This is a genomic window from Marinomonas transparens (assembly GCF_016463975.1).
In the GTDB taxonomy this organism is placed as follows: domain Bacteria; phylum Pseudomonadota; class Gammaproteobacteria; order Pseudomonadales; family Marinomonadaceae; genus Marinomonas; species Marinomonas transparens.
The window spans coordinates 17,053-28,953 of record NZ_JAEMNX010000037.1 but is presented as its reverse complement, the minus strand read 5'-3'; the positions used below and the strand labels follow the sequence as shown (position 1 = coordinate 28,953).

Here is an 11,901-nt window from a genome sequence, read left to right as displayed (position 1 = left end):
ATCGAGTATTTTGACGTGAAATTCGTGGGGATCCCTCAGGGGTAGAGTAAAATTATATGATTTCAAAAGCCAGAGTCGCTGTTTAAAAGGCTTAGCAAAGAAATGGAGGTAAGTAAGTTGGATAAGATTACTTTTTTCTCGCGACTGGAACGTCAAATTGTCTCTGGTAAAAAGACGACAACAATCCGCGATAAATCAGAGAGTCATTATTCCGTGGGGCAGATTCTAGATGCTTATACTCACGAAGATAACTGTAAAATCTGTCAGATAGAAATTCTAAGCATCGAGCCAGTTGAGTTTAATAAGCTAAACCGAACACATGCCAAAGCAGAGAATTTACCCTTTGTGTTTATTCTTAAATGAATTTTGCGCAAGATTTATGTAACCGAAAACAGTTTATATTTCATCCGTTTCAAAGTTGTGATGTAACTTTATTGAGTGTTCTTTACCCTAACAATCTACGCTCATCAGATAATAATTTTTCCTGAAACCATTGAGCTAACTACCAACAGCTAGGTTCTAAAATGACTATTATTCTATGTTTGACCGCTTCTAAACCTTAACTCCAGTTTATCTCAATTAATCTTTAACAAGATTGCTTCAGTTTTTATCCTCCTAAATTCATAAATGGCTTTAGCGCGGTGAATCGATTTTTTATCTAAAGAAATAAATTTATCACAATACGATGCAAACGCTATATGGTAAGCATCACTTTGTACATTTGGTTGTTTGTCAGAACTTTTGATTTTCTTAGCTTCTGCTTGATAACCTATTTTATCAAAAACGCCACAACACATTATGATTCCATAAATTTCATATGGAGCTCTTTGAAAGCCAAAAAATTCTTCTGGTGTATTATCGCCAATTTTTTCTTTGTTTAAATGTCCCCATATATTGAATATTACAGGGCTTTGAAGATTATTCAGTGCTCCCCTAAATGAACCTATCATTTTTCGATAAGCCTCATTGTCATTACCTAGATATTTTATTTTTTGTATCCGTTCATCAACTTTAGCCTCAGCAATGTCCACACACTTCAGAAAATTTTCCTTAAGCTCTTTATTAAAATTAATTTTCTCAATCGCCTCCCGAGCAGAGCGAACAAGATCAGATGAAAATCGATCAAGCTCCCCTTCATCTTCATAACCATTACTCCAAGCCAAAGCATCATAATATGAATGGGGAACCATGGGACGTTGCCTTTCTTCCTCATACACAATACTAGGTAAAATATACTCAGTGGAAATAACACAATGACTTATGAGAAGGGGGTTTCCAGAAAGTACTGGGACTAAATACTTAGCATCAATTTGCTCCAAAACATCAATATATTTATAGGGATCATTAGATCTCAATATCTCTTGAATATGAAGTTTAGAAAAAACAAACTCGTCATTAGGTAAAGCTTCAAGAATAAGATCACCAGTAGCTATGCTACTGATAATATTGAGGTCTAAATATATAAACATAAAAACTCCTTAAATAGAGAGACCCAAGCTTAATTAAAGGGTTCTTCCCCCTTTCAAGAGCAAGTCCCACTCCCTTCCTAATCACCCCATCAATAACTGATAACTTTTCAGTCTAGCGGCAAAGTCGTGTGTGACGGTGACGAGTGCGATTTCGTTGGTGCCGAAGGCCTTGGCGAGGGTGTCTATTTCTGTTTTGCAACGCTCTGGTGTGCCGACGGTATAGCCTTCCATAAGGTGGCGATATTGGTCTTCTTGGATTGGGGTAAATTGTTTACGTAGGTTTTGCACGGCTTCGGGGGTGAGTAGGTCTTCTTGTCCTTTAGGTTGCAATCGCATTTTACGGTACACGGCGGTGCTGGCGAGTAGTTCGGCTTCTTCTTGGGTGTCGGCACAAAAACAGGCAATGGCGAGCATACGGTTGGCTTTTTCTTTGTGCCCTGCTTCGGCTCTGGCTTGATCGTAAGCGTCGAAGATATCTGGGTGACAGTGGTCTGGAGAAATAAAGCGTGCGAGGGCGAGGTTCATGCCTGCTTGGCCTGCGAGTTTGGCGCTGCCACCGCTGGAACCGAGCATCCACATTTCTGGTGCTATGTTTTCTGTGGCCGTGCTTAATGTTGGGCTGATGTGTAAGTCTGCCCAAGCATGGTCGTCAGGTAAGTTTTGTTCCAATAAGGCTTTTAAAATAGACGCTTGCCCCGGATAGGTGCTGCTATCGAGAGGTTGGCTTGGCCATGCCAAGGCGGAAGATGCCAGTGCGTCGCCACCCGGTGCGCGGCCTATGCCTAAATCGATTCGGTTGGGAAACAAGGCATTCAGCATGTTAAAGGTTTCAGCCACTTTATACGGACTATAATGGCTTAACATGACGCCACCACTTCCAACTCGCATGTTACGGGTAACGCTGGCGATGGCAGCTATGAGTATTTCTGGGCAAGGGCCAGCAAACTGTGGGCTGTTGTGGTGTTCGGCCACCCAATAACGAGCATAACCTAGCTGATCGCACGTTTTCGCCAGTTCAATCGACATTTGCCCTGCGTTGCTTGAATGCGCAGCGCTTTCATTCGGGTGAACAGGGCTTTGATCAAGCACGGTGAGTTTAAGGTCCTGCATCGTATTTTCCTTTTGCTCCATGGGGTAGATATTTTTGCCAAACCTGATTCGCAGCTTGGTACAATAGACTATGTCGCCACGCGACTTTTTCTTCTTGCCTGTCGTAACCGCCGCCGATAACACAGGCGGTGGGTAGGTTGAGTGCCATGCAGGTTTCGATAACATATTGGTCTCTTGCCAAGATTCCTTTGTCGGTAAGGTTGACGTAGCCGAGTCGGTCGTCTTTGTGTACGTCTACCCCCGCATCATAAAAGATGAAATCTGGTTGATGTTCTGCTAATAAGCTCGGCAAGGTTTCTCTAAGGATCGTTAGGTATTCGCTGTCGTTAGCCCCTTTAGGGATGGCGATGTTAATGCCGCCACTTTGTTTTTGTTGCGGATAGTTTTCTTCACAATGCCACGACACGGGGAGGATATCGGTTCGGTTTTTAAAGAAGGCGATGGTGCCATCGCCTTGGTGTACATCGCAATCCAGAATAAGTACTTTTTTCGCTTTGCCTGAGTTAACAAGCGCCAATGCCGCTACGGCGAGGTCGTTGAAAATACAAAAACCGGCGCCGTGACTAGGGTGAGCATGGTGTGTGCCGCCAGCCAGATGACAGGCTAAGCCGTGTTTTAATGCCAGTTCACTGGTGAGTATGGTGCCGGATACAGCGCGTAAGGTTCGTTCCACCAGCCATTCGGACCAAGGTAGACCAATGCCTTTTTCTTCTTGCGGGGAAAGTTCGCCACGGATAAAGCGTTGTACATAATGTTTTTCGTGGGCATCCATAAGTACAGAAAGTGACAAGGGCTCTGGGGGGTATGCATTTTCATCCGTTAAGATGCCCTGCTCTCTTAATGTTTTCGCCAACAATCTAAATTTAGACATGGGAAAACGGTGTCCTGTGGGGAACGGAATACTGTAATGGGGATGAAATATAAGAGGCAATAAAGCAGCATTCATACAAGCAAATGGCTTAGTAAAAGAAGAAGCTTTTATACTAGCAAAAGTCGTTCTTTCCTAATAGAAAAAACGCTAGATTTAGTTGTAATCACCCTACCATTGTCGATAGTATCTTAGAGAATTTTTCATTATGCACCGAGGATGTTATGTCTAATTACTGGTTAATGAAGTCTGAGCCCGATGCCTTTTCGATCGAGGATCTACACGCGTTAAACCAGTCCCCTTGGGATGGCGTAAGAAACTACCAAGCGCGTAATTTTATGCGCGCCATGCAAACTGGGGATCAGGTGTTTTTTTATCATTCAAGCTGCCCCACTCCCGGCATTGCAGGCACAGCAAGGGTTTGCAAAGAGGCTTATCCGGACCACTCCAGCTGGGATCCAACCAGTGCTTATTTTGACCCTAAGTCGACACCTGAAGACCCTAGATGGTTTATGGTAGACATTGAATTTGTAGAGAAATGGCAAAAGGTGGTCACTCTTGCTGAGCTCAAACAAAGCCCAGCACTCAGTGACATGATATTAACCAAGAAAGGGAGTCGACTTTCAATTATGCCCGTCACACAAGAAGAGTGGGATTACATAATAAAGATATTAAAAACATAGAAACTACCGATCTCAACGGTGCAGCGTCAAAAACTTTCTACTCATTTAGAATTAATAGGTGCGCTCACGCTGTTTTAACGAAATTCTTTTGTCAAAGTAATACTGCACCACAACACCAGCGTAATCGTATTCATCACCCGTTCTGACAATCAAACCTAGACTGCCTTTTTGCTCGTATTTTTCCGGCTGAAAATAAGTCTCTAATCGCCAACCATTACCAAAATTACTGAATTTTTCCCGATAGAGAGAAACACGCATGTCGTCATCAAGATAGTAACTAAGGCCTAATCGTGTGCTGCTCACATTACTTAAGTTTCTATCATAGCTGGCATAGTTGCTTATTAGCGTAAAAGCCCCTAGGTAAAGGTCTCCCATAAAACGCCCAATAACCGCCCGATCCGTTTCTTTGCTTTTATTCTTTGGCTCCAGTTCACCAATGCCAATGCCCACACCAAGTCGTCCATAGCCATAACGGGCAAACCAATTAGAAGACAATTCAGATTGAGCAAAGCTATCCTCAGAAGACCCAGTAATAAAATAATTACTGTTCAACAACACCTGTGTTGAGTAACGTTCGCTAAGAGGAATGTTAATTTTAAAATCAATATTCAATAATGATTTTTCATTCGCTAAGCCATAACCCAAACCAAACTCAAAATTAGCCTGATCATCTTTATTCTCCTTAGCCGTTTCTTTTCCATCCATGGATTCCTGTGCTTGAACGAATCCACTGCAAAAAGCGACCACTAAAAGGATACGAGAAAATAATGTCAAAATACGTTTATACCTAAGTAAGCAATGGATTCACTATTGTGAATGCTATCTTACGAAAGCGTCAGTAGCAAAATTGTAATTATTTTCACTTTAAATGAAGGGAATTCAGGTCACCTATGGGATTCGTAAGCAAAGCTCAATATAATGGGCGCAACGTCAATTAGACGAATTCTTTTTAGGTTTATAAGTTAAATGGCAAAAAAACTCTTTATTCAAACTCACGGCTGCCAAATGAATGAGTATGATTCGTCTCGCATGGCGGATTTACTTGGCGATAGCCATGAAATGGAACTGACTGATAACGCAGACGAAGCAGATGTATTACTGCTTAACACCTGCTCTATTCGTGAAAAAGCCCAAGATAAGGTTTTTCACCAGCTTGGTCGTTGGAAGAAGCTTAAGCAAAAAAATCCCGACCTAGTGATCGGTGTGGGCGGTTGTGTGGCAAGCCAAGAAGGCGATACTATTCGCAAACGTGCTAAGCATGTGGACATGATCTTTGGACCACAAACCCTGCACAAACTGCCAGAAATGGTGAATGCCGCCGCGAAGCACATTCCAATTACGGATGTTACCTTCCCTGAAATCGAAAAATTTGACCATTTGCCAGCTCCCCGAGTTGAAGGGGCAGAAGCGTTTGTTTCTATCATGGAAGGTTGCAGCAAATACTGTACTTTCTGTGTCGTACCTTATACTCGTGGCGAAGAAGTCAGCCGCCCATTTGACAGCATTCTAGTCGAAGTCGCTCAACTGGCCGAACAAGGTGTGCGTGAAATTCATTTACTCGGCCAAAACGTTAACGCCTATCGTGGTGAAACCGCAGAAGGTGATGAAGCAGATTTGGCCGATATTATCCATGCGGTTGCACAAATCGATGGGGTCGAACGTATTCGCTTTACTACCTCTCATCCTGTTGAATTTACTGACAGCTTGATCGAAGCCTTTCGCACTGAGCCTAAGTTAGTCAGCCACCTGCATTTACCCGTGCAAAGTGGCGCAGACAATATTTTAAGCGCAATGAAACGTGGCCATGATCGCCAGTATTACATAGACAAAATGAATCGTATTAAAGCAGCCCGCCCGGGTATTAGCTTGTCATCTGACTTTATTATTGGCTTTCCCGGTGAAACCGACGAAGACTTTATGGATACGATGAACCTGATTCAAGAAATAGGTTTCGACCACTCTTTCAGTTTTGTCTACAGCCAACGTCCAGGTACACCCGCTTCTAGCCTAGAAGATGACACACCGGATGAGGTTAAAAAAGAACGCTTAGCCATTCTACAACGTCGTATCAGCCAACAGTCTTATGACATTAGCTTAAATATGGTCGGTAATGTGGAGCGCATTCTTATTAGCGGTTACTCACCTCGTGATCCAGGCCAGCTTCAAGGTCGGACGGAAAACAACCGCATTGTTAACTTCCGCGCCTTTGACCCACAACTGATTGGTAAATTTGCCGATGTGGTGATCACAGATGCTTACCCTAACTCTCTGTTAGGTGAATTGGTTAGCTCTGAACTCGAAAATGATTTTGTTCTTCAGTAAAAAGCAGTATGAAGAAACGACACTAAAATACTTCGCTAAAAAAGGTAACTTTTGGAAACCACACTGACAACTCAACAAATACGCCTACTTCCCGCCGACGCTGATGCCTTGGTGGGGCTCTGTGGACGACTAGATGAAAATATCAAGCTCATAGAAAAGCGACTTGAGATTAGCATTCGCTATCGCGCAGAATTGTTTGATATATCCGGTGAAGATGCCAATCATGTGGCGGCAGGCAAAACATTATTAGAAAACATCTATCGTGAAGCGCTCGCTAAGACCCAAATTACCCCTGAGATGATTCACCTCTATCTACAAGAGTCGGCTATTGAATCTCTGAGCAAAACTCAGAAAGAAAAAGGCGACCAATTGGTCATCAAAACCCGCAAGGCTTTTATCAAGCCTAAGGGCAAAAACCAACAAGGTTACGTCAAGCAAATCCGCAAACACGATATCAACTTTGGTATTGGCCCTGCGGGCACGGGTAAAACCTATTTAGCCGTTGCTTGCGCTGTTGAAGCCTTAGAAGCAGACCGCGTAGAACGCATTATGCTAGTACGCCCGGCGGTGGAAGCGGGTGAAAAACTAGGCTTTTTACCAGGTGATCTGTCACAGAAAATCGACCCCTACTTACGCCCTCTTTATGATGCTCTATACGAAATGCTGGGCTTCGAGTTGGTCGACAAGCTGATCGAAAAAAACGTCATTGAAATTGCCCCTCTCGCCTTTATGCGCGGTCGGACTCTTAATAACTCTTTCATCATTCTTGATGAAAGCCAAAACACCACGCGAGAGCAAATGAAAATGTTTTTGACGCGCATTGGTTTTGGCTCTACGGCAGTTATTACTGGTGATACCACTCAGGTCGATTTACCCCGCGGTACCTCATCGGGTCTTGCCCATGCGATGCATGTGCTACGAGGTGTTGACGGCATTAGTATGACACTATTCAGCTCAGCCGATGTGGTTCGTCACCCACTGGTACAGCGCATAGTGGAAGCTTATGACCGTTTTGATTTAGAAACAGAAGAAGAGAAAAAGGCCCGTGCTCAAGCTCGTCTTGAAGCACAAGCACCACCTTCTACTGGTGATAAATAATGGCGAATCTAGAGCTGGATTTACAAATTGCTACAGAGTTCACAAGCAAGCTCCCTAGCGAAGAAGATTTCATTATCTGGGTAAACAAAGCGCTTGCTAATTCAGATAAAGATTTTGAAGTGACCATTCGCCTTGTCGATATCGATGAAAGCCATGCGCTAAACCATGAATACCGAGGCAAAGACAAACCCACTAATGTCTTGTCTTTCCCCTTTGAAGCCCCGCCAGGTATGGAACTCCCATTGCTAGGTGATCTGGTTATTTGCGCTCCCGTCGTGGTTCAAGAGGCCGCTGAGCAACAAAAAGAGCTGTTGCACCATTGGGCTCATATGACAATTCACGGCATCTTGCATTTATGTGGTTATGACCATATAAATGACAATGAAGCAGACGAAATGGAAGCCATAGAGACGCAATTACTCGCCTCCCTATCAATCCCCGACCCCTATTTGATAAAAGAGTGAGTTCACAGCCCCATGAGTGAAGACCGATCGAGTAACTCCAACGATCAACAAAAATCTTGGTTTGAGCGATTAACCCAAGCCTTTAACGATGAACCTCGCAGTCGTGAGGACATTGTAAAACTACTAGAAGCCGCGGTGAAGTCCGATGTTATTGACCGTGACGCCTTTACCATTGTAGAAGGTGCATTAGAAGTATCTGAAGTTCAAGCACGTGACATCATGATCCCACCATCGCAAATGGTGGTGATCCAATCTGAAGACGATCCAAAAACCTCATTACGTAAAGTCATTGAGGCCTCTCATTCAAGATTCCCTGTGGTTGGCGAAGATTCAGATGAGATTCTAGGCGTACTGCTTGCTAAAGACCTACTGCCTCTCCTTTTTAAAAAAGAAGAAATCACCACAGAAGACATTCTGGCCTGTCTACGTCCAGCTAACTTCATTCCAGAAAGTAAACGTCTAAACGTTCTGCTGAATGACTTTAGAACCAAGCGTTACCACATGGCCATGGTCTTAGATGAATATGGCAGCGTATCTGGCTTAGTGACCATCGAAGACGTACTAGAGCAAATTGTCGGTGAAATTGAAGATGAAACCGACAAACTAGAAAACGACGATATTCAAACAACAGAAACAGAAGGGGTTTACTTGGTTCCCGCACTTTACGCCATTGAAGACTTTAATGAATTCTTCAAGGTCGAACTGAGTGAAGAAGAATTCGACACCATAGGCGGCATTCTCGTTCAACAGTTCGGCCATGTCCCCTTGCGCGGTGAAGAACTCTTCTTTAATGAACTAAATTTCCGTGTCGTGAAATCAGACGGGCGACGCGTGAAAACGATTCAAGTATCCAAATCTGAACAGAGTGAAGTGGAATAAGATGTCACGCTCCTACCCCGACTTAATGAACACAAAGACGGGGTGGACGCCTCGTTTACATCAGTCCCTTTCTTCTCTTCCCTCTGCCATTGTTGGCATCATAGGGTTATTGGCGGGGGCCTTAGGCGCCACCAGCTTTGCTCCTTTTCATTTTTGGCCCGGCTACTTTATTAGCATTGTGGTGTTCAGCGCCTTCATTATTACCAGCCCATCCGCCAAATCCGCTGGCTGGCGTGGCACTTCGGTTGCTCTTGGCTTTTTTGGCACAGGCGTATCTTGGATCTATATCAGTATTGCTGAATACGGCCAAGTAGGAGAGCTCATCGCAGGGTTAATTACCTTTTCCTTTGTCGCCATATTATGTGTCTTTTGGAGTCTTGCTGCTTGGCTAGCTTGGCAACTCATGCAGAAATTTACACAACTGCCTTCGAGTTTATGGCTTAGCCTCTGCTTACTACTCGCCGAATTTGCCAGAAGCACCTTATTTACAGGCTTTCCTTGGCTATTACCCGGTTATGCAATTCAGAATACTTGGTTGTTTGAACTCTTACCCATCGGGGGTATTTGGCTCAGCAGCGCAGCCGTCCTATTAACAGCCAGTGTGATGGCCAATACCATATTGGTTCGTAGTAACCCGCTCGTTTTATACTTGGTGCTATTGGTGATTTGGTCTGGAGCCGCCTACCTCTCCTACTCCCCTATCGAATGGGTAAAACAAACTGGCACGTTAAAAACCACCCTAGTGCAAGGTAATATCAAACAAGATGAAAAATGGTTACGTAAAATAGCCAGAGAATCACTCACTTATTATCAACAAGCGACTGTAGAGCATCTAGACAGTGATCTCGTGGTTTGGCCTGAAACAGCCATTACCTACTTATACCCACAAATACAGCCCTATCTAGCGCCTTTTCGTAAAGAACTGGAAGACAGTCAAACCACCTTAATCACCGGAGTACCAGATAGAAATGCGGATACTGGTGCCTATTACAATGCGATTTGGGCAACCGGCAACGGTTTTGGCTTATATTACAAACGTCGATTAGTACCATTCGGTGAATACATCCCCTTTTCCTCATGGATTGGGCCCATTTTAGATGTCTTCGACATGCCTATCTCCGGTTTTGAAGCTGGCGACAGCAACCAGCCAGTTCTACAGGTGGGCGAATGGGGAGTGGCTCCCTTTATTTGCTATGAAATCGTCTATGCTGAACAAGTAAGGAAAATGGTACGTGACAGCAATTTCTTAGTCACCATCAGTAATGACGGTTGGTTTGGTACTTCCTTCGGCCCTTGGCAACATTTACAAATTGCCCAATTTCGTGCCAAAGAGACGGGGCGTTATGTGATTCGTGCCACCAACACAGGCGTATCGGCCATTATCAATGAAAAAGGTGGCATAGTCGCGCAAGCCCCGCAATTTGAAAGAACAACGCTCACCGCTGAAGCCAAAGCATTCAGTGGCATTACCCCCTATGTACATTGGGGGTACTGGCCGACACTAAGTTTGTTAATTATTTGTATACTGTTTTGTTATTTAAACCATAAACTCACACGGCAGAGATACGAATTTATTGGAACACTATAGTAATTTGAACGCATATAGTAACGGTACTATGTGCAATACTATTCGACGACATGGATCGTTTTAACTTGAGACATTTGCACGAAGTCGCGAGCAAAGCCAAGACGAGGCAAAAATAGACGAAAAAGCGGAGTTTATGGGTTATAAATGAGCACTTTGAGTCTATTTTTAACAATGTATTGGTAAGCACAGCAGTCGTGCAAAGGCCTCAATTCATCTTTAGGAGAAAAAATGACTAGTAACTGGTTCCCTAAACGCTGGCCTGCCCTGCACCCAGATCACATTCAGCTGTATTCTCTAGCCACCCCTAACGGCCAAAAAATCGGCATTGCCTTGGAAGAAATGGGCTTATCTTATGATGCTCATCTGATCGATATCACAGCAGGCGATCAAAATGACGAAGATTATCGACGCCTTTCGCCGAATGGTAAAATCCCGACCCTAAGTGATCCAAATGGCCCCCATGGTGAACAAATATTTCTCATGGAAACCGGGGCTATTTTGCTGTATTTGGCAGAAAAAACCGGACAACTTTTACCAACGGACCCAAGAGAACGCATTGAATGCATGCAGTGGTTATTCTTTCAAGCGGCCCATGTGGGCCCCATGTTTGGTCAATTTGGCCATTTCTTGAAACTGCCCGCTGAAAAAAGCACCGACGACTATGCAAAACAACGTTATTTGAATGAATCAAAACGTTTATTGGCTGTGCTCGATAAGCGCTTAGAAGGCCGTGATTTTATTATGGGCAAAGATTACAGCGTCGCTGATATTGCCATGTGTCCATGGATTGAATGTGTGGATATTTTCTATGGTGCAAGAGATACCTTAGCCCTCGGCGAATTTAAACATGTCATGGCATGGCGCAGTCGAGTCACCAGTCGCCCTGCATACCAGCGCGGCATTAAGGTCTGTGCCAAATAAGCACTTACAACAAACCATAGAACAAGGCGCTATTGATGGCCTTGTTCTAGTTTTATTCGTTGCCACCGTGGCTTGACATCAAACCATAGTGACACACCTCACAAGTCGGCAGTGGCTGCGCTTTTTCAATGACGTTATCATGCCTGCAAGCCATACAATGATAAGTGCCTGCTACCACGTTATCACCTGCCACATGGCACTCCTCTAATGGCACAGGATTATTATTGACATTATTAATTAGCCATAGCAATGCCGCGTCTTCCTTTTCATCTAAGGCATCAATCAGCTCATTCCCTTCTTCTAACACCAAATGCCAGTTGGCATCGACCCAAGCTTCTGTGTAGCCCATTTTGTCGTGCCAATAAGCCGTCATTAACGCCATATCTTCTAGTAACCAATCCTTAGCCCCGAGCAATGTTTTACGAGCTTCTTCCACTAAACTGGAATCTATTTCACTTTTTAGGTGATCTTTTTTCATAGAATTCATAACTCCTCCCTT

13 protein-coding genes are annotated in these 11,901 nt (G+C 43.9%); 8 read left to right on the top strand and 5 right to left on the bottom strand.

What is annotated here, in order from left to right:
* Positions 1-117: 117 nt before the first annotated feature.
* Positions 118-363, top strand: a complete 246-nt coding sequence (gene yqfB / locus I8J31_RS19955; RefSeq protein WP_199470347.1) for a N(4)-acetylcytidine aminohydrolase — start codon at positions 118-120, stop codon at positions 361-363.
* 212 nt (positions 364-575) lie between these two features.
* Here yqfB and I8J31_RS19950 read toward each other — a convergent pair whose 3' ends face one another.
* The 3 genes from I8J31_RS19950 to I8J31_RS19940 form a co-directional block, all read right to left on the bottom strand.
* Positions 576-1,469: a hypothetical protein gene (locus I8J31_RS19950; protein WP_199470346.1), complete on the bottom strand. Its 894-nt coding sequence runs from the start codon at positions 1,467-1,469 to the stop codon at positions 576-578.
* An 81-nt stretch (positions 1,470-1,550) separates the two neighbouring features.
* The gene (locus I8J31_RS19945; RefSeq protein ID WP_199470345.1) at positions 1,551-2,579 is read right to left on the bottom strand and encodes an MsnO8 family LLM class oxidoreductase; all 1,029 of its coding nucleotides are present in this window, start codon (positions 2,577-2,579) and stop codon (positions 1,551-1,553) included.
* The gene (locus tag I8J31_RS19940; protein WP_233402930.1) at positions 2,566-3,450 is read right to left on the bottom strand and encodes a histone deacetylase family protein; all 885 of its coding nucleotides are present in this window, start codon (positions 3,448-3,450) and stop codon (positions 2,566-2,568) included. The genes I8J31_RS19945 and I8J31_RS19940 overlap by 14 nt, the downstream gene beginning before the upstream one ends.
* A gap of 221 nt (positions 3,451-3,671) precedes the next feature.
* Between I8J31_RS19940 and I8J31_RS19935 the strand changes: the two genes are divergently transcribed.
* Entirely contained in the window at positions 3,672-4,130 is a 459-nt protein-coding gene (locus I8J31_RS19935) for an EVE domain-containing protein (RefSeq protein ID WP_199470343.1), read from the top strand.
* 51 nt (positions 4,131-4,181) lie between these two features.
* Here the strand turns inward: I8J31_RS19935 and I8J31_RS19930 are convergent, their stop codons facing one another.
* Positions 4,182-4,904, bottom strand: a complete 723-nt coding sequence (locus I8J31_RS19930) for a hypothetical protein (protein WP_199470342.1) — start codon at positions 4,902-4,904, stop codon at positions 4,182-4,184.
* A 192-nt stretch (positions 4,905-5,096) separates the two neighbouring features.
* On the opposite strand from I8J31_RS19930, the gene miaB reads away from it, so the two are divergent.
* The 6 genes from miaB (at position 5,097) to I8J31_RS19900 (ending at position 11,402) form a co-directional block, all read left to right on the top strand.
* Positions 5,097-6,452 carry a tRNA (N6-isopentenyl adenosine(37)-C2)-methylthiotransferase MiaB gene (miaB, locus tag I8J31_RS19925; RefSeq protein ID WP_199470341.1) on the top strand — a complete coding sequence of 452 codons (1,356 nt, stop codon included), beginning with the start codon at positions 5,097-5,099 and terminating at the stop codon, positions 6,450-6,452.
* Between the two features lie 51 nt (positions 6,453-6,503).
* A complete protein-coding gene (locus I8J31_RS19920) occupies positions 6,504-7,550 on the top strand; it encodes a PhoH family protein (RefSeq protein WP_199470340.1) in 1,047 nt (348 codons plus the stop codon).
* Positions 7,550-8,014: an rRNA maturation RNase YbeY gene (gene ybeY / locus I8J31_RS19915; RefSeq protein WP_199470339.1), complete on the top strand. Its 465-nt coding sequence runs from the start codon at positions 7,550-7,552 to the stop codon at positions 8,012-8,014. The genes I8J31_RS19920 and ybeY overlap by 1 nt, the downstream gene beginning before the upstream one ends.
* Before the next feature lie 12 nt (positions 8,015-8,026).
* Positions 8,027-8,893: a CorC family transporter gene (locus I8J31_RS19910; RefSeq protein ID WP_199470338.1), complete on the top strand. Its 867-nt coding sequence runs from the start codon at positions 8,027-8,029 to the stop codon at positions 8,891-8,893.
* A gap of 1 nt (position 8,894) precedes the next feature.
* Positions 8,895-10,481, top strand: a complete 1,587-nt coding sequence (gene lnt, locus I8J31_RS19905; RefSeq protein WP_233402929.1) for an apolipoprotein N-acyltransferase — start codon at positions 8,895-8,897, stop codon at positions 10,479-10,481.
* 228 nt (positions 10,482-10,709) lie between these two features.
* A complete protein-coding gene (locus I8J31_RS19900; protein WP_199470337.1) occupies positions 10,710-11,402 on the top strand; it encodes a glutathione binding-like protein in 693 nt (230 codons plus the stop codon).
* Positions 11,403-11,454: 52 nt separating this feature from the next.
* Here I8J31_RS19900 and I8J31_RS19895 read toward each other — a convergent pair whose 3' ends face one another.
* Positions 11,455-11,889, bottom strand: coding sequence for a zinc ribbon-containing protein (locus I8J31_RS19895; protein ID WP_233402928.1), 435 nt, complete (start codon positions 11,887-11,889; stop codon positions 11,455-11,457).
* Positions 11,890-11,901: the final 12 nt, after the last annotated feature.

Bases quoted from the DNA above. Each gene is read 5' to 3' on its own strand.
- I8J31_RS19950 (WP_199470346.1), bottom strand. From the start codon at position 1,469: ATGTTTATATATTTAGACCTCAATATTATCAGTAGCATAGCTACTGGT.
- I8J31_RS19945 (WP_199470345.1), bottom strand. From the start codon at position 2,579: ATGCAGGACCTTAAACTCACCGTGCTTGATCAAAGCCCTGTTCACCCG.
- I8J31_RS19940 (WP_233402930.1), bottom strand. From the start codon at position 3,450: ATGTCTAAATTTAGATTGTTGGCGAAAACATTAAGAGAGCAGGGCATC.
- I8J31_RS19935 (WP_199470343.1), top strand. From the start codon at position 3,672: ATGTCTAATTACTGGTTAATGAAGTCTGAGCCCGATGCCTTTTCGATC.
- miaB (WP_199470341.1), top strand. From the start codon at position 5,097: ATGGCAAAAAAACTCTTTATTCAAACTCACGGCTGCCAAATGAATGAG.
- ybeY (WP_199470339.1), top strand. From the start codon at position 7,550: ATGGCGAATCTAGAGCTGGATTTACAAATTGCTACAGAGTTCACAAGC.
- I8J31_RS19910 (WP_199470338.1), top strand. From the start codon at position 8,027: ATGAGTGAAGACCGATCGAGTAACTCCAACGATCAACAAAAATCTTGG.
- lnt (WP_233402929.1), top strand. From the start codon at position 8,895: ATGTCACGCTCCTACCCCGACTTAATGAACACAAAGACGGGGTGGACG.
- I8J31_RS19900 (WP_199470337.1), top strand. From the start codon at position 10,710: ATGACTAGTAACTGGTTCCCTAAACGCTGGCCTGCCCTGCACCCAGAT.
- I8J31_RS19895 (WP_233402928.1), bottom strand. From the start codon at position 11,889: ATGAATTCTATGAAAAAAGATCACCTAAAAAGTGAAATAGATTCCAGT.